22 protein-coding genes are annotated in these 21,678 nt (G+C 69.5%); 4 read left to right on the top strand and 18 right to left on the bottom strand.

Annotated elements, in window-relative coordinates:
• Positions 1–4 precede the first annotated feature (4 nt).
• From BW733_RS16195 to BW733_RS16185, 3 genes are all read left to right on the top strand, one after another.
• Positions 5–943 carry a ribokinase gene (locus tag BW733_RS16195; RefSeq protein WP_077352133.1) on the top strand — a complete coding sequence of 313 codons (939 nt, stop codon included), beginning with the start codon at positions 5–7 and terminating at the stop codon, positions 941–943.
• A 14-nt stretch (positions 944–957) separates the two neighbouring features.
• Positions 958–1,482 carry a DUF1097 domain-containing protein gene (locus BW733_RS16190; RefSeq protein ID WP_161490268.1) on the top strand — a complete coding sequence of 175 codons (525 nt, stop codon included), beginning with the start codon at positions 958–960 and terminating at the stop codon, positions 1,480–1,482.
• A 78-nt stretch (positions 1,483–1,560) separates the two neighbouring features.
• The gene (locus tag BW733_RS16185; RefSeq protein ID WP_152024763.1) at positions 1,561–1,827 is read left to right on the top strand and encodes a hypothetical protein; all 267 of its coding nucleotides are present in this window, start codon (positions 1,561–1,563) and stop codon (positions 1,825–1,827) included.
• Positions 1,828–2,911: 1,084 nt separating this feature from the next.
• On the opposite strand, the gene BW733_RS16180 is transcribed toward BW733_RS16185, so the two are convergent.
• Genes BW733_RS16180 through BW733_RS16120 form a run of 13 tightly spaced genes read right to left on the bottom strand, consistent with a single transcriptional unit; the run spans position 2,912 to position 15,054 of the window.
• Positions 2,912–3,697 carry a maleylpyruvate isomerase family mycothiol-dependent enzyme gene (locus BW733_RS16180; RefSeq protein ID WP_077352127.1) on the bottom strand — a complete coding sequence of 262 codons (786 nt, stop codon included), beginning with the start codon at positions 3,695–3,697 and terminating at the stop codon, positions 2,912–2,914.
• Between the two features lie 22 nt (positions 3,698–3,719).
• Complete coding sequence (locus tag BW733_RS16175) at positions 3,720–4,649, bottom strand: SDR family NAD(P)-dependent oxidoreductase (RefSeq protein WP_077352125.1); 930 nt, start codon at positions 4,647–4,649, stop codon at positions 3,720–3,722.
• Complete coding sequence (gene aroB / locus BW733_RS16170; protein ID WP_077352123.1) at positions 4,646–5,725, bottom strand: 3-dehydroquinate synthase; 1,080 nt, start codon at positions 5,723–5,725, stop codon at positions 4,646–4,648. Before aroB ends, BW733_RS16175 begins: the two co-directional genes overlap by 4 nt.
• The gene (locus BW733_RS16165; RefSeq protein ID WP_077352121.1) at positions 5,722–6,222 is read right to left on the bottom strand and encodes a shikimate kinase; all 501 of its coding nucleotides are present in this window, start codon (positions 6,220–6,222) and stop codon (positions 5,722–5,724) included. Before BW733_RS16165 ends, aroB begins: the two co-directional genes overlap by 4 nt.
• Positions 6,219–7,418 carry a chorismate synthase gene (gene aroC / locus BW733_RS16160; protein ID WP_077352119.1) on the bottom strand — a complete coding sequence of 400 codons (1,200 nt, stop codon included), beginning with the start codon at positions 7,416–7,418 and terminating at the stop codon, positions 6,219–6,221. The genes BW733_RS16165 and aroC overlap by 4 nt, the downstream gene beginning before the upstream one ends.
• Positions 7,419–7,431: 13 nt before the next feature.
• Positions 7,432–8,229, bottom strand: coding sequence for a shikimate dehydrogenase family protein (locus tag BW733_RS16155; RefSeq protein ID WP_237268241.1), 798 nt, complete (start codon positions 8,227–8,229; stop codon positions 7,432–7,434).
• An 11-nt stretch (positions 8,230–8,240) separates the two neighbouring features.
• Positions 8,241–9,359 (bottom strand): endolytic transglycosylase MltG, encoded by a 1,119-nt coding sequence (gene mltG, locus BW733_RS16150; RefSeq protein ID WP_077352115.1) that lies wholly within the window; start codon positions 9,357–9,359, stop codon positions 8,241–8,243.
• Entirely contained in the window at positions 9,356–9,817 is a 462-nt protein-coding gene (gene ruvX, locus BW733_RS16145) for a Holliday junction resolvase RuvX (RefSeq protein ID WP_077352113.1), read from the bottom strand. Before ruvX ends, mltG begins: the two co-directional genes overlap by 4 nt.
• Positions 9,810–12,461, bottom strand: a complete 2,652-nt coding sequence (gene alaS, locus BW733_RS16140; RefSeq protein ID WP_077352111.1) for an alanine--tRNA ligase — start codon at positions 12,459–12,461, stop codon at positions 9,810–9,812. Before alaS ends, ruvX begins: the two co-directional genes overlap by 8 nt.
• Before the next feature lie 23 nt (positions 12,462–12,484).
• On the bottom strand, positions 12,485–12,718 hold the full coding sequence (locus tag BW733_RS16135; protein WP_152024762.1) for a hypothetical protein: 234 nt from the start codon (positions 12,716–12,718) through the stop codon (positions 12,485–12,487).
• Entirely contained in the window at positions 12,715–13,095 is a 381-nt protein-coding gene (locus BW733_RS16130) for a DUF948 domain-containing protein (protein ID WP_152024761.1), read from the bottom strand. The genes BW733_RS16135 and BW733_RS16130 overlap by 4 nt, the downstream gene beginning before the upstream one ends.
• 56 nt (positions 13,096–13,151) lie before the next feature.
• Positions 13,152–14,510 (bottom strand): replication-associated recombination protein A, encoded by a 1,359-nt coding sequence (locus tag BW733_RS16125; RefSeq protein ID WP_077352106.1) that lies wholly within the window; start codon positions 14,508–14,510, stop codon positions 13,152–13,154.
• Positions 14,511–14,538: 28 nt separating this feature from the next.
• Positions 14,539–15,054: a hypothetical protein gene (locus BW733_RS16120; RefSeq protein WP_077352104.1), complete on the bottom strand. Its 516-nt coding sequence runs from the start codon at positions 15,052–15,054 to the stop codon at positions 14,539–14,541.
• A 198-nt stretch (positions 15,055–15,252) separates the two neighbouring features.
• On the opposite strand from BW733_RS16120, the gene BW733_RS16115 reads away from it, so the two are divergent.
• Entirely contained in the window at positions 15,253–16,479 is a 1,227-nt protein-coding gene (locus tag BW733_RS16115; RefSeq protein ID WP_077352102.1) for a multidrug effflux MFS transporter, read from the top strand.
• A 14-nt stretch (positions 16,480–16,493) separates the two neighbouring features.
• On the opposite strand, the gene BW733_RS18685 is transcribed toward BW733_RS16115, so the two are convergent.
• From BW733_RS18685 to BW733_RS16090, 5 genes are all read right to left on the bottom strand, one after another.
• Positions 16,494–16,793: a PTS glucose transporter subunit IIA gene (locus BW733_RS18685; protein WP_193791654.1), complete on the bottom strand. Its 300-nt coding sequence runs from the start codon at positions 16,791–16,793 to the stop codon at positions 16,494–16,496.
• Positions 16,794–17,183: 390 nt separating this feature from the next.
• Entirely contained in the window at positions 17,184–18,995 is a 1,812-nt protein-coding gene (gene aspS, locus BW733_RS16105; RefSeq protein WP_077352100.1) for an aspartate--tRNA ligase, read from the bottom strand.
• 49 nt (positions 18,996–19,044) lie between these two features.
• Positions 19,045–19,674, bottom strand: a complete 630-nt coding sequence (locus BW733_RS16100) for an NADPH-dependent F420 reductase (protein WP_161490267.1) — start codon at positions 19,672–19,674, stop codon at positions 19,045–19,047.
• Complete coding sequence (hisS, locus tag BW733_RS16095) at positions 19,671–21,002, bottom strand: histidine--tRNA ligase (protein ID WP_077352096.1); 1,332 nt, start codon at positions 21,000–21,002, stop codon at positions 19,671–19,673. The genes BW733_RS16100 and hisS overlap by 4 nt, the downstream gene beginning before the upstream one ends.
• 10 nt (positions 21,003–21,012) lie before the next feature.
• A complete protein-coding gene (locus tag BW733_RS16090) occupies positions 21,013–21,678 on the bottom strand; it encodes an MBL fold metallo-hydrolase (RefSeq protein WP_077352094.1) in 666 nt (221 codons plus the stop codon).

Raw genomic sequence — 21,678 nt, 5'->3', positions numbered from 1 at the left:
CACCATGAATGCCTATCCTCGGCCCGGGTCGCGGGTGCTTGTTGTAGGGTCCATCAACGTCGATCAGACCGTCCGCACCCAGCGGATACCCGCCCCCGGCGAGACCGTGACCGGGTCAGGGCCGGAGATCAACCCCGGCGGCAAGGGAGCCAACCAAGCCGTCGCCGCAGCGAGGCTTGGCGCCACCGTGGCCATGGTCGGCGCGGTGGGCCGCGACGCTTACGCCGAGGTCGCCACCCGGGAACTCAGGGCCGCCGGAGTCGACCTCACTCACCTGCTGGTCACGGACGGGCCCTGTGGCATGGCCTTCATCACGGTCGACGACCACGGTGAGAACGTGATTGTCGTCACCCCGGGGGCCAATGCCCACGTGACAGCAGCCCGGATCGAGACACTCCGCTCTACCCTGGAGCAGGCCGACTTGGTGGTCCTCCAAGGTGAAATCCCGCCCGCCGCAATCGAGAAGGCGATCGAGCTGGCCCGCAGTCCGGTCCTGCTCAACCTGGCACCTGCCATCGAACTGGCTCTCCACCGCCTGCTGGCGGTGGATACGTTGGTCGTGAACGAGACCGAGGGCCGCATCGTGCTGGCCCGCTTGAGTCAGGGCGCCGCATCGGGCATGGAGGACGAGGCTGTCGTGGCTGCCTTGGTCGATCATGGCATCCGCTCCCTCGTAATGACGCGCGGATCCCGCGGCGCGCTCGTGGCCGACGCGTCCGGGATCACACCCGTGGCATCTCCGACGGTGGACGTGGTCGACACCACGGGGGCCGGTGATGCCTTCGTGGGCGCCCTCGCCAGCGCGCTCGCCAACGGCGACACCCTCGTTGACGCCGCGAAACTCGCGGTAAGGGTGGGGGCATACGCGTGTACAGGCCAGGGGGCCCAGCCCTCGTACCCGACCAGCATCGACCAGCTTCCCGGGGGAGACGCACAAGGATGACCCCCCGTCGGTTTGTGCCCATCGCGATCTTCGTCGCCCTCCAGAGCTCCGTCCTTCAGGGCATTGACCAGATACTGCGCCACGCCGTCCCCCCAGCGGACAACCTCGGCTTCACCTGGGTCGCCTTCCTCGCGTGGGCTACATACTTCTTGGCGGGCTCCACGGTGCGCGGTGGAGCGAAAGCCCTCATCGGCGTCGTGATCGGAATCCTATACTCCATCGGGGTGCTCGTTCTGGGCGACTGGCTGGGGGCGTTCGGGTTCCTGGCCTCCCCAATGGCGATTTTGCTGCTCATTCCCCTCGTCATGTACCTCGAGCTAGGACCGGACTTGGTCACTCTGGTGCCGGCGGTCTTCGTCGGGGCGGGCACCTTCTTCGCCTGCATGCTGTATGTCCCAGGGGCCACCTTCGCAGCCATCGCCACAACCCAGGTCACCTACACCCTGCTGGGCCTCACCTTCGGGTGGATGACCGTCGCCTTCCGAACCGCCCACCAGAATCGAGCGGCCATGGCACCGGCGAGGGAGTCCCCGAAGTAGTCGGTCCACGCGAGACGATGCACGCACGACCAAGACCAACAGCACACCACGGTGCCGCGAGCTGCGGTTGCGTTGTCGATGCCCGGTGCCTTGGCGTCGCTCGACGGTTCCCTCATCATCGAGCAGAACCGGCCGCAGACCGGGGCACTCCACGACGTCGACCCGTACGTGTTCAGCGCTGTGGAGGGACCCTTGGTGCCGGCGGAGGTGTTGAAGGCCTGCCACGCCGCCATCCAGGCATGTCGCGGCTCGCACGCCTGGGAGACCTCCGTGCCGCAGACGCTGCTGGCCCAGACGGCGTTGGCGGCTGCAGTGAGGATGCCCGGCCACTCCGATGCTCCGTAGTCTTGGCGTCGCACCCGCCGCCGCGAGATCCTCGCGATCGCGCACGAGTGGAACCGGCGCCGCTTGATGTGAAGTGGGGCGAGATAGCGGAGGTCAGCGCGACGGACTGGCAGCGGGCAGCCCTGGTCCTCGTAGCCGGCGAAGCCGTACAGCAGGTGGGTGAACTGCTCAGTTCGGACGAACTACCCTCCCGCCCCAAGGTGTTCGCCATCAGCACGGGGGACCACGTGGCGGCTGCGACCTGGAACGGCGACATCGACCACATCCTTCACTGCCCGAGTGCACCGACTGGCTGTCCGACCACCTGGCCTCCCTCAAGAGGTCGGGGTCTGAGCTCAGCTCAGTGGGCGGCCAGTTGACATCCCCGTTCCGCCGGTCCCTATCGCACCGCCTTGACCGTTGCTAACGGACGGGAGTTCGACCTGAGTTCCACACCGTTAGTGCCCAGCGCAGCCTCCCGGATTCGCGTCAGAATGGCGGCTGCATCCGGATCCCAGCGGAATGTGTGGCCCGATGCTGACGGTCCGCAGGCCAACTGCGTCCAGGGCGAGGTCGCATGGCCGATCTTCGGTCGCCACAACGTCGCTCGGGCTATCCCGACGTCGTTCGGGCCATCCCGCGCCGGTGCACCGTCCGCAAAGCGACGCTCGCCAGTGCCGCCGGCCAGATCTCATCGTTCCTTTCGAGGCGAACTTGGCCGACGCTGCTGACGATTTTGAACCTCTCGTTAGTGCCCCGATCGCAGCCATCAATAGGGAGTTGACAAGGGCTTCGACGGCCAGCGGGCCTCGAATTCCGGGGCAGGTGTGGAACTCGGGTTCGATTGGGGCATGGGGAAAGTGGGACGCCAACCGCCCGCCCGCTGTGGGAACGGGTCGCGCGGATGAGTGCGTCACCCTCACCCTCCTCGGCTCGCGAGGGCGGGCCGGCGAAACACGTCTGGATTCTCCTTGGAGACGACAGCGCGCCCGGATGGGTGCCTGGTCTGCTGCGGCGGTGGGACTGAGCCTCGACTCCCCTGGCGCCCCGTCGACGCGAGTCGGCGGGGCGTCTGTGCGGACGGGATCCCGGACCGCAGACCCACCTACTGGATGCCGAACTCGATCAACTCGTCGAAGGCGGCGAGGAGCTGGATCTCGCCCGACTTCGCCACGCGGGCCGGGCGCGACCAGACCAGCAGGTCGAGCTCGTGCGCCGAGGCCTCGACCACGGCGGTCGGTTGGGCGTCCGCCGGGGCGCGCACAGCGCCGATCTGATCGGTGAACCCCCTCCCCCAACGCCGGCCCGTCCAGCGGACCAGCTCGATGAGGCGCGGCGCGGCATCGCTCGGGCGCAGCTCCACGATGCCGAGCGGCGTCCGGTCTGCCTCGTCGGGGATCCAGTTCCACATCACGTCGATCACGTGGTCGATCCCGGCGGCCGCCACGTCGGGCTGGATCTGAGAGACGGGAAGACCGGCCGTCAGCTCGGCGTCGACCCGGTGGATGGTGGTCTCGTGGGTCTGCATCCGCTGGCTGAACCCGACGCTCTGGTCGGGACCGAACCAGGTCCACGACGGCGCGTCCAGCGGGCCGGTGAGCAGGGCCGCGAGCAGGTCCTCGGTCGCCCGTTCCCTGCGCAGCAGGATCTCGGCCCGGGCGGTCGGCTGGACGGGCAGGTGGGACTCGATCTCCTGCACCTGTTCCTCGGTGGTGGACCCTGAGGCGATCACCGAACCCCAGAACAGCTGCGTCGCCGTGACGTGCCACAGCAGGTGCGAGGCGCTCCAGCCGGGACAGGTCGGCACCGGGGTGCCGCGGTCGAGGTCGATCAGGACGTCGGCGATCCGCTTCGACTCGGCGCGGATCACGGCGGTTGGTTCGAACGTCACAGGCTCAGCCTAGTCGCGCAGCTCACGGCCAGCTGAGCCCCACGACCCGCTCGCTCAAGTCCCACAACGCAGCAGCCGACGCCTCGTTCCGCGCCGCCCTGGACGGCCGCTGGACGACCGGGCGCCCACGCAGGGCGAGGAAGCCGTCGGGGCCGACATAGCTTCCCCCGGGCAGGTCCGCCGTGGCGGCCACCAGCGTCGGAGCGGCTCCCGCGGCCGCGCTCTGGGTCGTGCCCGCCAGCGCCGCGTCGAGAAGCCGCGCCGCCCGTGAGCCGTCTGCGATCTCGCGCCCGTTGTGGAGGAGGTTGGTGGCCGCCACCCCTGGATGGGCGGCCGTGGCGAGGACGCCGAGGCCGGCACGGTCCGAGCGGCGCTGCAGTTCGAGGGTCGTGAGCAGGTTCGCCAGCTTCGTCCGGCCGTAGGAGCGCAACTGCGGCTCACGCCTGCGCCGATACGGATCGCCGACGTGCGCGCGGCGCACGAGCAGGTGCGCGAGCGAGGCGACATTGACCACACGGGGCCGCTCGCCCTGCAGCAGCTGCGGCAGCAGCAGGCCCGTGAACAGGAACGGGGCGAAGTGGTTCGTCTGAGCCATCAGATCCAGCCCGTCGACGCTTCGTCCCGTGCCGCCCATGAGCCCGGCGTTGTTCACCAGCACGTCGATCTGACCGAGTCGCTGAGCATCGGCCCCTGCCGCGCGCACGGAGTCGAGCGAGGCGAGGTCGATCACGAGCCGCTCCAGCTCCGCCCCCGGATGGGACTGGCCGATGGCCGCGGCAGTGGCCGCCAACTTCTCCGGTGAGCGGCCAGCGAGCACGACCCTCGCCCCGGCCGAGGCCAGCGCGAACGCTGCCTCACGGCCGATGCCGCTCGTGGCCCCGGTGATGAGGAAGGTGCGTCCGGCCTGCTTCTGCAGGCTCCAGCCGGGGCGCCTCGCGGGGGCGCCGCTCATCGCGGAAGCGAGTCGTACGCGCCTGCGAGGACCGACTCATCCGGCCCGGCGAGCACGGTGACCTGTCCGACGGAGCGCAGCCCGATCAGCCGCAGCTCGGCGCCTCGCGCCTTCTTGTCGAGGCTCATCGCGGGCCTCAGGTCCGCGAAGGGCGCGGGATAGCTGAGGGGAAGGCCGAGGCCGCCGAGCAGTTCGTCGTGCAGGTCGACGGTGTCGCCGTCGAGGCCGAGCAGGTCCCGGGAGACGCGCGCCATCCAGGCCATGCCGACGCTGATCGCCTGACCGTGCCGCCAGGTGAAGCCGGCATGCTTCTCGATGGCGTGGCCGAGGGTGTGGCCGTAGTTGAGTGCCTCACGCCCCACCCGGTCGCCGACCGAGGTTGCCTCGGTGAAGTCCGCGGCGACGACGTCCGCCTTGACCGAGATCGCGCGCAGCACCAGCTCGGCGAACCGGTCGGAGGTGACGTCGCGGCTGTCGGTCAGATCGGCGGTGGCGAGGGCGAGGATCTCGGGGTCGGCGATGAAGCCGCACTTGATCACCTCGGCCAGCCCGGAGGCGACCTCCGCGGCCTCGAGCGAGCTCAGCAGGGAGAGATCGCACAGGACGGCGCGGGGCTCGTAGAAGGCACCGACGAGGTTCTTTCCCGCGGGGAGGTTGATCCCCGTCTTGCCGCCCACGGCGGCGTCGACCATCGCCAGCACCGAGGTGGGGACGCTGATGTAGGCGACCCCACGCAGCCAGGACGCGGCCACGAAGCCCGCGAGGTCCGTCGTCGTTCCTCCGCCGACGCCGATCACCAGGTCGTTGCGGGTCAGGCCGGCCTCGGCGAGGGCGTCCCAGCAGTCGGCGAGCACCTGCGGCGTCTTCGCGGCCTCGGCATCGGGCACGGGGACAAGGGTGGTCGGCACCCCGACCAGAGCGGCGACCCGCTCGGCCAGCGCGGACAGCGGAGCCGGATGGATCACCGCGACCCGACTCGCGTCTCCGACCAGCTCGGGGAGCCGGTCGAGGGCGCCGCGCTCGACGACGACGTCGTAGGGCCCGAGCTGCGACTCGACCCGGACGGTGCCGCTCACTGCTCCCAGCCCCGCTCGCGGGCCAGCTGGTCTGCCACCTCGGAGGAGCCTCGGCCGTCTGTCTCGACGACCTGGCTCGCGACCGCCTCGTAGACCGGGGTCCGTTCGCGCAGCAGCTCGATCAGCCGACCGCGGACGTTGCCGAGCAGCAGCGGCCGGACGGTGTTGAGCCCGACCCGTCGGCTCGCCTGGCCGACGGAGACCTTGAGCCAGATCACCTCGTGGCCCTCCAGCGCCTCGCGGATGGCCTCGTTCATCACGGCGCCGCCACCGAGGGCGAGCACATCGTGGCTCTCCAGCAGTTCGAGGGTCGCCTCCTGTTCGAGGGCGCGGAAGTGCGCCTCGCCTTCGTCGGCGAAGATCTCGGCGATCGGCTTGCCGACGACCTGCTCGATCCGGTGGTCGACGTCGACGAAGCTCTTCCCCAGCCGCTTTGCGAGGCGCTTTCCGACGGTGGACTTGCCTGCCCCCGGGGCTCCGATCAGGACGATACTCATCGGCCGATCTCCAACCCGCGGGCCTTCACGTCGGCAAGGTACGACTCGTAGTTGCGCCTGGCCTCGCCGACGGAGTCGCCGCCGAACTTCTCGAGCGCAGCCTCCGCGATGACGAGGGCGACCATGGCCTCCGCGACGACGCCTGCGGCCGGGACGGCGGTGACATCGGAGCGCTGGTGGTGGGCCTTCGCCTCCTCACCGGTGATGGTGTCGATCGTCCGGAGGGCGCGTGGGACGGTGGCGATCGGCTTCATGGCGGCTCGCACGCGCAGCACCTCACCTGTCGACATGCCCCCCTCCGTCCCACCGGAGCGGTGCGAGGCGCGCGAGACTCCCCCACCCTCGGCAGGGACGATCTCGTCATGCGCGAGGGAACCGCGGGTGCGGGCGAGCTCGAATCCGTCTCCGACCTCGACCCCCTTGATCGCCTGGATGCCCATCAGTGCGCCCGCGAGGCGCGCGTCGAGGCGACGGTCACCCTGCGAATGCGAGCCGAGGCCCGGCGGCAGGCCCCACGCGACCACCTCGACGACACCGCCGAGGGTGTCGCCGTCGCGGTGACACGCCTCGACCTCCGCCTGCATCTTGAGCGACGCCTCCGGGTCGAAGCAGCGCGCGGGGTCGGCGTCGATCGCCTCGAGATCGTCGATGGTCGGCAGGTCGGCGCGGGACGCCTTGATGCTGCCGAACTCGACGACGTGGCTGAGCAGGGTGATCCCGAACGCCTGGCGCAGGAACGCCTGGGCGATGGTGCCGAGCGCGACCCTCGCCGCCGTCTCGCGGGCCGAGGCGCGCTCCAGGATGGGCCGGGCCTCGTCCCAGTCGTACTTCTGCATGCCCGCGAGGTCGGCGTGGCCGGGTCGGGGCCTGGTGAGCGGGGCGTTACGGGCGAGCTGGGCGAGGGTCTCCTCATCCACCTCTCCAGGCGCCATGACCTGCTGCCACTTCGGCCACTCGGTGTTGCCGACCTGGATCGCGATCGGAGAGCCGAGGGTCTCGCCGTGACGGAACCCGCCCAGGAGGGTGACCTCGTCGGCCTCGAACTTCATCCGGGCACCGCGCCCGACGCCGAGCCGGCGACGCCGCAGGTTCTCGGCGATCTCCTCGACCCCGACGCGGACGTGGGCAGGAATGCCCTCCATGGTCGCGATCAGGGCTTGGCCGTGAGATTCACCGGCGGTCAGGTAGCGCAGCATAGGCGCCATTGTGTCAGAGTGCGGCGCGTGCCTTGAGTTCGCGACCGGCTGCCGAACGGCACTGTTCGAAGGTGACCCGATGTCCGGTCAGCAGGAAGAACTGGTCGACCGCCTGACCTGCGAGCAGGTCGAGCCCGTTCAGGACAGCGAGGCCTTCGCGTTGCGCGGCCGCGGTCAAGGGGGTCGGCCAGGGATCGTAGACGACGTCGAAGACGGTGCCTGCCGCGGCGGAGAGGGCCTCCGCGTGCGGGGCGGCGGCGTCGGCCGGGATGGTGCTCGCGACGAGGTCGACCCGCTCCAGGGAGTCACCCAGGAGCCGCACCTCGGCGGCCAGTCCGAGCATTCCCGCCAGGTCGAGCAGCGGGGCCGCGCGCTCGGGCCGTCGGGCGAGCACCGTCAGCTCGCGCGCACCGAGCCCGGCGAGGGCCAACACGATCGAGCGGGCCGTCGCGCCGTTGCCGAGGACCGCAGCGCTGCGCGGCGTCGCGAGCGAGTGGGCGCGCCAGGCGCCGACGAAGCCCGGGACGTCGGTGTTGTGGATCCGCGCCTGCTCGCCGAAGACGATCGTGTTGCCACCTCCGACCAGCAGGGTCGGCTCGTCGGGCTCGCCGAAGGCGAGGATCGCCTCCTTGTGGGGGGCGGTGACGCTGAGCCCTGCCCACTGGGGATCTGCCGCCCGTTGCGTGACGAACTCCGCGAGGTCCTCCGGGTGGACCGTGTACGCGTCGTAGCTCCAGTCGAGCCGGTTGAGCGCGTAGCCCGCCCGGTGGATGGCGGGCGAGAGCGAGTGACCCGCCGGGTCACCGATCACGCCGCAGCGCATCAGCAGAGCCCGCGGTCCTTGTTCGCGCTGCACCACTGCTGGAAGAGCTTGACGTTCGCCTCGTGTTCCTCTGCCGTCGCGGCGAACCGGGTCTCGCCAGTGTCGAGGTTGACCGTGACGAAGAAGAGCGCGTCGGTGGCCGCCGGGTTGAGCGCGGCGGACAGCGCGGTCTCGCCCGGGTTGCTGATCGGGCCGGGTGGCAGGCCCTTGTGCATGTAGGTGTTGTAGGGGGAGGGATCCTTGCGGTCCTCGGCCGTCGTGGTGACCTTGCCTGCCTTGCCGACCGCGTAGTGGACTGTCGAGTCCATCTGGAGCATCATGCCCTTGTTGAGCCGGTTGTAGATCACCGCCGCGACCATCGGCTGGTCGTCGGGATTGGTGACCTCGCTCGCGATGATCGAGGCCGTGGTCACGACCGCATGGGGGGTGGTGCCCAACGCCTGGGCCTTCGACTCCAGCTCCAGCTTCTCCGCGATCCTGCCGAACTGGCGCAACTGGGTGCCGACCACCGATGACGGGACGACGGGTTCGACCACCTGGTAGGTGGACGGGAAGGTGTAGCCCTCGAGTCTGCCTCCCGCGTAGGCGGGAAGCGCGTCGTAGGAGATCGAGGCGGCGGTCTTCAGCTCCTCCGCGGAGACGCCGAACTTCTCAGCCATGATCGCCTGCTGCTCCGCGAACGTCGTGCCTTCGGGGAAGGTCACCTTCTCGTTGACCACGTTCTTCGGATCGAGCAGCATCTCGAGTGCCGTGGCGGCGGGCAGTTCCTTCTTCAGCGCGAACCTGCCGTACTGGAGCTTGTCGCGGGCGCCTGCGTCCTCGACGGCCGAGCGGAAGGCCTTCGTCGACTTGATCACGCCTGCCTCGGTGAGCAGGTCACCGATCTGGGTGGAACCTGCTCCGCGCGGGATCAGGACCTCGACCTTCTCCTTGCCCTCGCCGATGTAGTCCTCTTCGGTGCGCCACTCGACGTAGGCCTCGTTGGCCTTGGCATAGACGTACCAGCCGCCACCGCCGAGCACGGCCGCGGCGAGCAGCACCGCGAAGGCGCTGCGCGCGTGGTAGCCGATCTTGCGCCAGTTCAGGCGTCCGTCGTTGTCAATGAACGCTGGGCTCACCGCTCCTCCTTCACCACGGGCTGACCTACGGGTGCGCCCTCGCGCTCCTCGCCGTCCAACGCCCGCTGCAGAATCTCCACCGCAGCGGCCTGGTCGATGACCGTGCGCTGCTGCTTCGAGCGTCGGCCCGCACTGCCTAGGCTACGCGATGCCGAGGCGGTACTCATCCTCTCGTCGACCAGCCTCACCTCGATCGGGGACACCGCCGAGGCCAACGCCTCCGCCTTCTCCTGCACGAACTGGGCGGCGAAGCTGCGCTCACCCGCCAGCGTGAGGGGCAGCCCGACGTAGATGACGCCCGGCTCGTACTCGGTGACGAGTGCCACCAGTCGGCGCAGTTCATCGGCGCCGGCCTTGACGGTCTCTACCGGATAGGCGAAGGAGGTGCCCGCGTTGGCCGCGGACACCCCGATCCTCGCCTTACCCCAGTCGATGCCGAGGCGGACGGCGTCAGCCACGCGTCTCCAGCGCGGCGCTGACGGCGGCCAGCGCCGCCGGAGCGGCGGACGCGTCGGTCCCGCCGCCCTGCGCCAGGTCGTCCTTTCCGCCACCCTTGCCGCCGAGGGCGGCGCTCGCGACTGAGATCAACTGGCCGGCGCGGAGCCCGAGACCCCGGGCCGCCTCGTTGGTCGCGACGACGGCGGTCGGCTTTTCGGCGCCGCCTACGATCGCGACGACCGCCGGGCCCGAGCCAAGGCGCTCGCGGAGGTCCAGCACGAGCGTGCGCAACTCTCCCCCGACCACGCCTGGCGTGTGCACGCCCAGGTAGCGGACCCCGTTGACGTCGACCGCACGGTCGACCAGCTGTGCCGAGGAGGCGAGCAGCTTCTCGGAGTTGAGCTTCGCGATCTGCTTCTCGGCGTCCTTGAGCTGGCTGATCAGCTTCTCGACGCGGCCGACGAGCTGGTCGGGCTGGACCCGCAGCGTGTCGGTCAACGCGGACACGAGCGCGCGCTCGGCCGCGAACTTGTTGAAGGCGTCGGCGGCCACGAGGGCCTCGACCCGCCGCACGCCCGAGCCGATCGACGACTCGGACAGCAGGTTGAGCATGCCGATCTCGGACGTCGTTGCCACGTGGGTGCCGCCGCACAGCTCGCGCGACCACGGCCCGGCAAGCTCGACCATCCGGACGATCGGCGGGTACTTCTCACCGAACATGGCCATCGCGCCGAGCGCCTTTGCCTCCTCGAGCGGCATCTCGTTGGCCGTGACGGCGAAGTTGTCGGCGATGGCCTCGTTGGCGCGGCCCTCGAGCTCGGCCTTGAGCTGCTCGCTGAGCCCATGCGTCGAGGAGAAGTCGAAGCGCATGTAGCCGGGCTTGTTGTAGGAGCCGGCCTGGGTCGCGGTCTCGCCGACCAGTTCCCGCAGCGCGGCGTGCACGATGTGGGTGGCGGTGTGCGCCTGGCAGGAGCCGTGCCGCGCGACGGCGTCGACCTTCGCGTCGACGTCGGCACCCAGCGCCAGCTCGCCGAGCACCTCGACGCGGTGCACCACCAGCCCGGGGACGGGGCGCTGCACGTCGATCACGTTCAGGTTGAACCCGTCGCCGACGATGACGCCGCGGTCGGCGTCCTGACCGCCGGACTCGGCGTAGAACGGGGTCTCCTGCAGCACGATCTCGACGGTGGTGCCGTCGAGGGCGCGATCGACCGAGCGTCCGTCGGAGATGATGCCGCGCACCTTCGTCGAGACGTCGAGGTCGGTGTAGCCGAGGAACGGCACCTCGCCGCCCTCGCGCAGCTCGCGGTAGGCCTCGAGGCTCGCCGCGCCGCCCTTCTTCGCCTTGGCATCGGCACGCGCGCGTTCCTTCTGCTCGCGCATCAGCTCGTCGAACTTGGCGCGGTCGACGCTGAGCCCCTGCTCGGCCGCCATCTCCATGGTCAGGTCGATCGGGAAGCCGTAGGTGTCGTGCAGCTGGAAGGCCTTCTCGCCGGGCAGCGCCGTCGACTTCGCGGCTCCGGCCTCCTCGACGGCGGAGTCGAACATCACGGTGCCCGCCTGCAGGGTGCGGCGGAACGCCTTCTCCTCGGCCTCGGCGGCCTCGGCCACGCGGGGCCAGTTCGCGTCGATGTCCGGGTAGGAGACCCGCATCAGATCGCGCGAGACGGGCAGCAGTTCGAGCAGCACCGGCTCGTTGACCCCGAGCAGGCGCATCGCGCGGATGACGCGGCGCAGCAGTCGACGCAGCACGTAGCCGCGCGCCTCGTTGCCGGGGGTGACGCCGTCGGTCATCAGCATCAGGCTGGAGCGGACGTGATCGGCCACGACGCGGAAGCGGACGTCGTCTTCGGCGTTGTCGCCGTAGGTCTTACCGGAGAGCTCGGCGGCCTTCGCGATGACGGGGTACACCTCGTCGATCTCGTACATGTTCGCGACGCCCTGCTTGAGCAACGCGATGCGCTCGAGACCGGCACCGGTGTCGATGTTCTTGTGCGGGAGGGGGCGCAGCACGTCGAAGTCGTCCTTCGCGCGGACGGCGGAGAGCTCCTCCTGCTGGAAGACCAGGTTCCAGATCTCGAGGAAGCGGTCCTCGTCGGCCTCCGGGCCACCGTCGGCTCCGAACTCCGGGCCGCGGTCGATGTAGATCTCGGAGCAGGGTCCGCCCGGACCGGGTACGCCCATGTGCCAGTAGTTGTCCTTGAGGCCGCGCTCCTGGATCCGTTCGCGCGGGATGCCGACCTTCAGCCACAGGTCGATGGTCTCCTGGTCGCCGAAGAGTGCGGTGACCCACACCTTCTCCGGGTCGAAGCCGAGGCCGCCGTCCTCCTCGCTTGAGGTGACGAGGTCCCACGCGAACCGGATGGCGCCTTCCTTGAAGTAGTCGCCGAAGGAGAAGTTGCCGAGCATCTGGAAGAAGGTGCCGTGGCGGGTGGTCTTGCCGACCTCGTCGATGTCGAGGGTGCGCACGCACTTCTGGGCGGAGACGGCGCGCGCGTACGGGGCCGGCTCGTCGCCGATGAAGTAGGGCTTGAACGGGACCATACCTGCGTTGACGAACAGCAGGGTGGGGTCGTTGTAGAGCAGCGAGGCGCTCGGCACGTCGACATGCTCGCGCTTGGCGAAGAAGTCGATGAACCGGCTCCGGATCTCGGAGGTCAACATATCAGGGCTATTTCCTAAGACGATCAGTCGTTCTTGGCGGGGATGTTCAGCTCATGACGGAGCTCGGCCTCCCGCTGGGCCATCGCGGCGCGGAAGGTGCCCATGAAGTCGCCGAAGCTCGCTGCGGCCTCGTGGCCCTTCTTCTCCACCTGCCTGGAGACCCCGCGTGGGGTCAGCCTCTCCAGCAGTTCACGCCCGCGCAGGACGATGAACACGGCGATGACTGCGCCGATCAGGATCCAGAAGAGACGCCTCACTTCTTGACCCGCTTCCTGCCCTGGAAGGCCTGACGCACGCCGTAGGTGAAGGCGGCGGTCTTGACGAGGGGCCCGCCGAGGGTCGCGGCGAACAGCGTCGACAGCTGGGCGGCGTTCTCCGTCACGACAGTGGCGTGGCCCGCGACGCGGCTTGCGTCCTCGGTCACGACGCTCAGCTTCGCCAGCTCGTCGTTGGTAGCCACGACGGTGCCCTTGAGCTCCTGCAGGATGGGCACCGAGTTGTTCCCGACGTCACGCACGGCGAGCCGCACCTCGTCGAGGGTGCGGCCGAGCTTGAGCAGGGGCACGGCGGCCAGCGCCACGAACACGCAGAGCGCGACGGCAGCGATCAGACCCGCAATTTCACCAACAGACATGCCCGTTACTTTAGCCGACCCTCACGGGTTGAGCGGACGGCGTTGGCCCAACCACCTCAACGGCCGAGCAGGCCGCGGAGCAGTTCGACGCGATCGGCGATCATGGCCTCCTGACCGTTGCCGGTTGGCTCGTAGTAGCGGGCCGACTCGAGGTCCTCGGGCAGGTAGGTCTGGGCAACGACCCCGTGCTCGAAGTCGTGCGGATACCGGTAGCCCTCCCCGTGGCCGAGCTTCTTGGCTCCCGAGTAGTGCGCGTCGCGCAGGTGCGCGGGAACACCGGTCCCCCTGCCCTCCCGCACATCGGCGATCGCCTTGTTGAGCGCCATGTAGGACGCGTTCGACTTCGGGGCGGTTGCCGCCGCGACAGTGGCGTGGGCGAGGGTGATCCGCGCCTCGGGCATGCCGAGCAGTTGCACCGCCTGGGCCGCCGCGACGCAGGTCTGCAGCACACCGCTGGCCGCCATGCCGATGTCCTCCGACGCGGAGATCATGAGCCGGCGGGCGATGAAGCGCGCGTCCTCGCCCGCCTCGAGCATCCGAGCGAGATAGTGCAGGGCTGCGTCGACGTCGGATCCCCTGATCGACTTGATGAAGGCGGAGATCACGTCATAGTGCTGGTCGCCGTCCTTGTCGTAGCGCACGGCCGCGCGGTCGGCCGACGACTCGACGGCGGCCTGGTCGATCTCGGTGCGGCCGAGCGCATCGGTGGCAGCGGCCGACTCCTCGAGGTAGGTCAGCGCGCGGCGGGCGTCGCCGCCGGCCAGTCGGATGATCATGTCGCGGGCGTCGGCGGCGAGGGTGAGTCGCTCGCCCGCGGTGGTGCTCAGGCCACGCTCGTCGCTCAGGGCGCGCTCGAGGAGCGCGATGAGGTCGTCGGTGGTCAGTGGTTGGAGCCGCAGTAGGAGCGAGCGCGACAGCAGCGGCGAGATCACCGAGAACGACGGGTTCTCGGTTGTGGCCGCGATCAGCGTGACGAGCCGGTTCTCGACCGCGGGGAGCAGCACGTCCTGCTGCGCCTTGGAGAAGCGGTGCACCTCGTCGACGAAGAGGACGGTCGCCCGACCCCGGGCGAGCTGGCGGCGGGCCTCCTCGATCTCGGCGCGGACCTCCTTGACCCCGGCGGTGACGGCGGACAGCTCGACGAAACGACGCTGGGTGGCCTGCGAGACGACCGAGGCGATGGTCGTCTTTCCCACCCCTGGCGGCCCCCAGAGGAACACCGACATGGGTTGCCCGTCCGCGAGTCGGCGCAACGGCGAGCCCGGAGCGAGCAGGTGTTGCTGCCCGACGATCTCGTCGAGGTTGCGGGGCCTCAGCCGCACCGCAAGTGGGGCCTGCGGGTTGCTGGCGTCACTCAGCGAGCCGCCCCGCTGTGAGGGCTCGGGATCGAGGTTTCCGAACAGGTCGACAGACACCCGGCCACTCTACCCGCGGTGGCCAGGCTCACTCGCCGAGGTCGAAGCTGGTGCCCTCGATCCAGGACCGCCACGCCTCCTCGTCGACGCGCCGTGCGTCGACGTCTGCCGCGAGGTACCCGTCGAAGTCGTCGCCGCTGACCCGGAAGGCGGCGATCCGGGAGGTGTAGTTGTCGCACTCGTTCGTGCAGACGTAGGTGTCGCCCTCGTCGAAGGCGAGTTCGACGCCCGGCCGCGTCTCCTCGTAGGCGAGCGCCGAGAGGTCGTCGAAGCGGAGTGCGGGGATCTTCTGACCCTCACCGTCGCCCTTCTGTTCGACGCCGTCGCACTCGAGCGGCAGGTAGCGCCAGTTCGGCGAGCTGTGGCCAAGTTCGGTGACGCAGCCGATCGGGGTGTTCTCGGCCTTCGCCTCGAGCCAGCGCAGATGGTCCGCGGTGAAGCGTGCGGGCTCCGGAAGCTCGATCTGTTCGGCCGGCTCGGCCGCGCAGGCGGCGAGGGTGAGGGCGGAAAGCAGGGCGAGGGTGGGTCTGCGCGCGCGATCCATTCTCGACGAGGACCGGCTCACGAACCCGTGACCGCCCCTCGCACCGACAGGCGGTGGGCCCTTCCAGTTTTGGCTGCGGTTGTTCCGCGCACCTATCATGAGCATTTGGGTTCCCGCGCAACACCACCGGAGCAGACACCGGGTGGGCCACGGCGGGCCATCGCCACTCCCCCGCACTAGCTCCAAGGATCCTGCCGCATGGAATCCGACCTGGGCCGCCGGTTCTCGCGCCGCCGTCGCCTCGCCATCATCGTCACGCTCGGCTTGCTGACCGGGCTCGGCCCCTTCACCATTGACCTGTACCTTCCTGCGTTTCCCACCATCAAGCACGAATGGTCGCTCACCGACGCGCAGGTGCAGATCACCCTCTCTGCCACCACGCTCGGCTTCGCGCTCGGGCAGCTGATCGTGGGTCCGCTCAGCGATCGGCTCGGCCGGCGCTGGCCGCTGGTGGTGTGTTCCTCCCTGCACGTGATCTCGTCCGTGCTGGTGGCGATCGCGCCGAGCGTGGAGTTCCTCACCCTGATGCGCGTGTTCCAAGGCATAGGCGCCTCGGGCGGGTCGGTGGTCGCGATGGCCATGGCACGCGACCTCTTCAGCGGGCGCCCGCTCGTGGTGATGCTGTCGCGGCTGGCCCTGATCTCCGGCCTCGCCCCCATCATCGCCCCGATCGTCGGCTCCTGGATGGTCAGCTTCATGCCGTGGCGCGGCATCTTCTGGGGCCTGGCCTGCTACGGGGCGCTCGTGGTCGCGCTGGTGATCGTGATGACGGTGGAGACCCGACCGCCCGCGCAGCGGACCCGGGGAGGGCTCGGCACCCTGGCGAAGGGGTTCTCCGTCGTCCTGCGTGACAGGATCTCGCTCGGCGGCATGCTGATCGCTGCGTTCTCCTTCGGCGGCCTGTTCTCCTACGTGTCGAGCTCGTCTGTCCTGCTGCAGAGCGTCTACGGCCTGAGCCCGCGGGGCTTCGGCACCGTGTTCGCGATCTGTTCGTGCGGCGTCTTCATCGGCGTGCAACTGGGGAGCCGGATGGCGCAGCGCTTCGGTCCGCAGTGGGTGCTTGTCGTCTCGACCGCGCTCATGGTGACGGCGTCGCTCGCCGTGCTCGTCGTCAACGCCGCGGACGTCGGCTACGTTCCGCTGGTTCCGGCGCTGTTCCTGTTCACCTTCGGCTTCGGGTCGTCTGCGCCCTGCACCCAGCTGCTGGTGCTGCAGAATCATCGCGAGCGCTCCGGCACCGCCTCCTCCCTGATGGGGGCGACGACACAGGTCGTAGGCTCGCTGGTCGGTCCTCTCATCGGGCTGGTGCCGATGACCAGCGCCGTGCCGATGGGCACCGCGATGCTGATCTGCGCGAGCCTCGCCACCGTGGCGCTGTGGGTCGTGCTGCGCCCGCGCTCACTGCCCCGCGGCCGACTCGTCTAGCCTGCGCGCCCGAGCTATGGCTTCGGCTTCCTGGTGACGGTGACCACCGGCTCGCCTCCGGTTGCCGAGGCGTCGAGCGCTGACACGTCGAACTTGCGGCCGTCGGTGACCAGCACCGGGGTGGCCGTCGACGGGACGAGCGGCGCCACCGTCGCAAGGTCCACCCGGATCACCGGGTCCCCCGCCTCGACGGGGTCGCCCTGGTTCAGGAGCTGGGTGAAGCCCTCCCCCTTCAGCTTGACGGTGTCGAGGCCGATGCGGGCGAGTACCTCGGCTCCCGCCTCGGTCTTGGCGTCGAAGAACGGGCCGATCACCGGCGCGTCGATCTTCGCGAGCAGGTCGTCCTGGCCGAGCCCGCAGCAGGATCCCGGCGGCGGGGAGCAGCGCGATCGGCAGCATCAGCGACTTGCCAAGCCGCTGCAGTTGGGCGGATCCCGGCACGTGCAGGCCGCGCTTCTCCTTCTCGACCTCTGCGGTTGTGGTGGTCGTCATGGCGTTGCCCTTCGCGACGTGCCCCGACCCACGCCGGCCGGGACGAGGCCGGGCGCCTACACCCCTGTGACTGCGGCTTTCCGACCGATCCGGCCACTCTACGACGCGATGTGCCGACCTGCCTCCCCCGTCGCAGATGAGACGACCAAAGGCGGATGCAAAGGGGGCGGGTCGGACGCAACCGCGTCCGCCCCGCCCCTACCGCTGGCTGATCAGGCCTTCTGGGCCGCCTCCGCGGCAGCCTCATCCTTCTTCGGCTCCGGCTTGAAGTCCACACCGGCCTCCTTGCGCTGCTGCGCGGAGATCTCGGTAGGAGCCTGGGTCAGTGGATCGAAACCGCCGCCGCTCTTCGGAAAGGCGATCACGTCGCGGATGGTGTCGAAGCCGCCGAGCAGCATCACGAGGCGGTCGAGACCGAACGCGATGCCGCCGTGCGGCGGGGCGCCGAACTGCAAGGCGTCGATCAGGAAGCCGAACTGCTCCTGCGCCTCCTCCTCGGAGATTCCCATCACCTTCAGCACGCGCTCCTGCACGTCGCGGCGGTGGATACGGATCGAGCCGCCGCCGACCTCGTTGCCGTTGCAGACGAAGTCGTAGCCGTAGCTGAGCGCCGAGCCTGGGTCCGTGTCGAAGGTGTCCATCGACTCGGGCTTGGGCGAGGTGAACGCGTGGTGCACGGCGGTCCACGTGCTGTGTCCGAGGGCGACATCGCCGGAGGCCTCGGCCTCGGCGGTCGACTTGAACATCGGCGCATCGACGACCCACAGGAAGCTCCACGCGCTCTCGTCGATCAGGCCGGTACGCCGACCGATCTCGAGGCGGGCGGCGCCGAGCAGTTCCTGGGACGACTCGCGGGCTCCCGCGGCGAAGAAGATCGCGTCGCCGGGCTTGGCGTCCATGGCGGCCGCGATCGAGTCGCGCTCGGTCTCCGTGAGGTTCTTGGCGACCGGGCCGCCGAGGGTGCCGTCGTCCTGGACGGTGATGTAGGCGAGACCCTTCGCGCCGCGCTGCTTCGCCCACTCCTGCCACGCGTCGAACTGGCGACGCGGCAGCGATGCGCCGCCAGGCATGACGACGCCTCCGACGTAGGGCGACTGGAACACTCGGAAGGGCGTGTCCTTGAAGTAGTCGGTGAGCTCACGGATCTTGAGGTCGAAGCGCAGATCGGGCTTGTCGGAGCCGTAGTTGTCCATGGCATCCTGCCAGGTCATCCGCGGGATCGGGCGGTCGATCTCGACGCCGATCAGCTTCCAGCAGGCGGCCATGACCTCTTCGGCGAGCGCGATCACGTCGTCCTGGTCCACGAAGCTCATCTCGATGTCGAGCTGGGTGAACTCGGGCTGGCGGTCGGCGCGGAAGTCCTCGTCGCGGTAGCAGCGCGCGATCTGGTAGTAGCGCTCCATGCCGCCGACCATGAGCAGCTGCTTGAACAGCTGCGGGCTCTGCGGGAGGGCGTACCACTTACCGGGGTGCAGGCGGGCGGGGACGATGAAGTCGCGGGCACCCTCCGGCGTCGAGCGGGTCAGCGTCGGGGTCTCGATGTCGTAGAAGTCGTGCCCGTCGAGCACGTCGCGGATCACCTTCGTGACCTTCGAGCGCAGCACGAGTGCCTCGTGCTGGCGCGGGCGGCGCAGGTCGAGGTAGCGGTACTTCAGGCGGGCCTCTTCGCCGACGGTGGTGCGCTCGTCGATCTGGAACGGCAGCGGCGCGGCCGTGTTCAGGACCTCCAGCTCGTGGATCGCGACCTCCACCTCACCCGTGGGGATGTTGGGGTTCACGTTTTCGGAGGTGCGGGCATCGACGACGCCGGTCACCTTGATGCAGAACTCGTTGCGCAGATCGTGGATGCCTGCGGACTCGAGGTACTCGTCGCGCACGACGATCTGGCAGATGCCGGACGCATCGCGCAGGTCGATGAAGGCGACGCCGCCGTGGTCGCGGCGCTTGGCGACCCATCCGGCGAGAGTGACTTCCTGGCCGACGTCGGACGCGCGCAGCGTGCCGGCTTCGTGGGAGCGGATCACGGTATTCCTTTCAGTTCTGGCTGCATAGACGGTGCAGCTCAGCAGCGGCTCAGTCTACCGCGCCCTGCAGCGCGGCCCGAAGTTCGGCGGCGCCCATCGGGTGACCGAAGATCGGCGAATCCGGTTCGACGCAGCGCGACGCGGAGCGGGGCGCCTCGACCGGGTCGAAACCAAGCCGGTCCACGAGGTCGGCCACACGTTCGCGCGCACCCTCGTCGTCAGAGATGACGGCGATCGCGCGGCGCAGCGGATGGCCAGCCTCGTGCGCGTCGGCGACCAGATCGGAGTAGCCGAGATGGTTGAGCGACTTGACCAGGCGCATGGCCGGGTTGCGGGAAGCGACGAAGGAGCTCGTGGTGCCGTCCCAGTCGGGATCGGGGTGGCCACCGGCCGCGTCCCACGCGTTCATGGCGTCGACGACCACCTTGCCCTCGAGCGCGGAGTAGTCGATCGTGTCGGCCTTCCCGAACGGGATCGCAATCACCACGAGGTCGGAGTCGGCGACGACGTCGGCCTCCGGGAGCAGCCTCGCCCCGGGCAGGACGGTGTCAATGACCAGCCGCAGCATGGGCTGCCGGTCGGAGCCGGAGATCCGCACCTCGTAACCGGCGTCCAGCGCGAGCCGCCCGATGGCGGTGCCGAGCTTTCCGGCGCCGATGATGCCGAGCCGCTGGCTCACGCGCCCGCCACGGTCGGCTTCAGGTCCTGCGCCGGAGGTGCCCAGTCGGCGGGCGAGGCGGGCTGCTGCTCGCCGGTGCGGATGTCCTTGACGGAGTCGTCATAGCCCGCGCCGAACCAGACGTACGGGATACCACGTCGCTCGGCGTAGCGGATCTGCTTGCCGAACTTGTCTGCCTTCGGCGCCACCTCGACGGGGATGCCGCGGCCACGCAGCTGAGAGGCGACCGCGATGGCCTGCTCGCGGGCTTCCTCGTTGTCGACGGCGACCAGGACCGCGCTCGGCACGCTGCGCGAGGCGGTCAGCTTTCCCTTGCCGATCAGCGGGGCGAGGATCCGGGTGATGCCGAACGAGTAGCCGACGCCGGGGAACGTCGTCTTCCCGTCGCTTGCCAGCGAGTCGTAGCGGCCGCCAGAGGCGACGGAGCCGAGCTTCTCGGAGCCCTGCAGGAACGTCTCGTAGACGGTGCCGGTGTAGTAGTCCAGGCCGCGCGCGATCTTGAGGTCGACGACGACGCGGTCGGGAACCGAACGCCTCGCGACGCGGATCAGCGCGGCCAGCTCCTCGAGGCCGGTGTCGAGGAGTTCGTGCTGCACGCCGAGCGCGCGGACCCGTTCGACGAAGGACTCGTCTGCCGCGGAGATGCCCGCGAGGTCGACGCAGGCCGCCGCCTGGGCGGCGCTCAGGCCCACCTCGTCGGTCAGCAGGGCGCGCACCGCGTCCGCGCCGATCTTGTCGAGCTTGTCGACGCGCTGCAGCACCGCGGCGGTGTCCTCGATGCCGAGCCCGCGGTAGAACCCCTCGGAGAGCTTGCGGTTGTTCACGTGCAGCGTGACGGGCGGCAGGCCGAGGTCGCGGTGCAGCTTCTCGAACACGTCGATGGCCACCAGCGGGATCTCCACGTCGTGGTGGGCGGCGAGGGCTGCCTGGCCGACGATGTCGATGTCGGCCTGGGTGAACTCGCGGTAGCGGCCCTCCTGAGGCCGCTCCCCGCGCCACACCTTCTGGATCTGGTAGCGGCGCAACGGGAAGGCGAGATGCCCCGCGTTCTCCAGCACGTAGCGCGCGAACGGGACCGTCAGGTCGAAGTGCAGGCCGAGCTCGTCCGCATCACCCGCGTCGGCGTGCAGGCGCCGGGCGACGTAGATCTCCTTGTCGATCTCGCCCTTGCGGGAGAGCTGGTCGAGGGGCTCGACGGCGCGGGTCTCGATGGGTGCGAAGCCGTGCAGCTCGAAGGTCGAGCGGACGATGTCGAGGACGGCGAGCTCCGCGATGCGACCGCTCGGCAGGAACTCGGGGAAGCCACTCAGTGGCTTGGGGCGTGACACGTGGTGGTCCTCACAGGTTCTGCAGATAGGGGTTCGCGGAGAGCTCCGCGGCAAGGGTCGTCGGTTCACCGTGGCCGGGAAGCAGGGGCACCTCCGTTGGGAACGACGCCGCGATCCGGGCGAGGCTCTCGCGCATCTGCTCCATGCTACCGCCGGGCAGATCGGTGCGCCCGATCGTCCCGTTGAACAGCACGTCACCGGTGAACACCACCTCGACGCCCGGCTCCGAGACGGTCAACAGGGTGGAGCCGGGGGTGTGTCCGGGCGCCGCGAAAGCCGTGACGGTGAGCCCCGCCGCCTCGAACGGCTCACCGAGGTCGCGCACGTCCTCGACGGCCGGCAGCTGATCGCTTCCCGTCATCTGGGCCATCATCTCGTTGCCGCGCGGCCCGAGCCCCTCGCCGGGTCGGGTGAGCCAGGCCTGGTCGGCATCGGCCAGGTAGAGCGGGATGCCGAAACGGGCGGCGAGCAGGTGTGCATCGCCGACATGGTCGACGTGACCATGGGTGCCGAGCAGGGCGACGGGTTCAAGCCCCAGCTCCTCGATCGCGGCCGCCACGGGCCCGGCGGCGGTGATCCCCGGATCGACGATCAGTACCTCGCTCGCCTCCTCGGAGACGCGGACGAGATAACAATTCGATTGCCATGGCGATACGGTGATGGGCTGAACAAGCAC

Source organism: Tessaracoccus flavescens, assembly GCF_001998865.1.
GTDB classification, from domain to species: domain Bacteria; phylum Actinomycetota; class Actinomycetes; order Propionibacteriales; family Propionibacteriaceae; genus Arachnia; species Arachnia flavescens.
The sequence above is the reverse complement of the archived record's forward strand: the minus strand, read 5'-3'. Positions and strand labels throughout refer to the sequence as shown.

Bases quoted from the DNA above. Each gene is read 5' to 3' on its own strand.
- BW733_RS16195 (WP_077352133.1), top strand. From the start codon at position 5: ATGAATGCCTATCCTCGGCCCGGGTCGCGGGTGCTTGTTGTAGGGTCC.
- BW733_RS16185 (WP_152024763.1), top strand. From the start codon at position 1,561: ATGCCCGGTGCCTTGGCGTCGCTCGACGGTTCCCTCATCATCGAGCAG.
- BW733_RS16175 (WP_077352125.1), bottom strand. From the start codon at position 4,649: ATGAGCGGCGCCCCCGCGAGGCGCCCCGGCTGGAGCCTGCAGAAGCAG.
- BW733_RS16165 (WP_077352121.1), bottom strand. From the start codon at position 6,222: ATGAGTATCGTCCTGATCGGAGCCCCGGGGGCAGGCAAGTCCACCGTC.
- aroC (WP_077352119.1), bottom strand. From the start codon at position 7,418: ATGCTGCGCTACCTGACCGCCGGTGAATCTCACGGCCAAGCCCTGATC.
- alaS (WP_077352111.1), bottom strand. From the start codon at position 12,461: ATGTTGACCTCCGAGATCCGGAGCCGGTTCATCGACTTCTTCGCCAAG.
- BW733_RS16130 (WP_152024761.1), bottom strand. From the start codon at position 13,095: ATGTCTGTTGGTGAAATTGCGGGTCTGATCGCTGCCGTCGCGCTCTGC.
- BW733_RS16120 (WP_077352104.1), bottom strand. From the start codon at position 15,054: ATGGATCGCGCGCGCAGACCCACCCTCGCCCTGCTTTCCGCCCTCACC.
- BW733_RS16115 (WP_077352102.1), top strand. From the start codon at position 15,253: ATGGAATCCGACCTGGGCCGCCGGTTCTCGCGCCGCCGTCGCCTCGCC.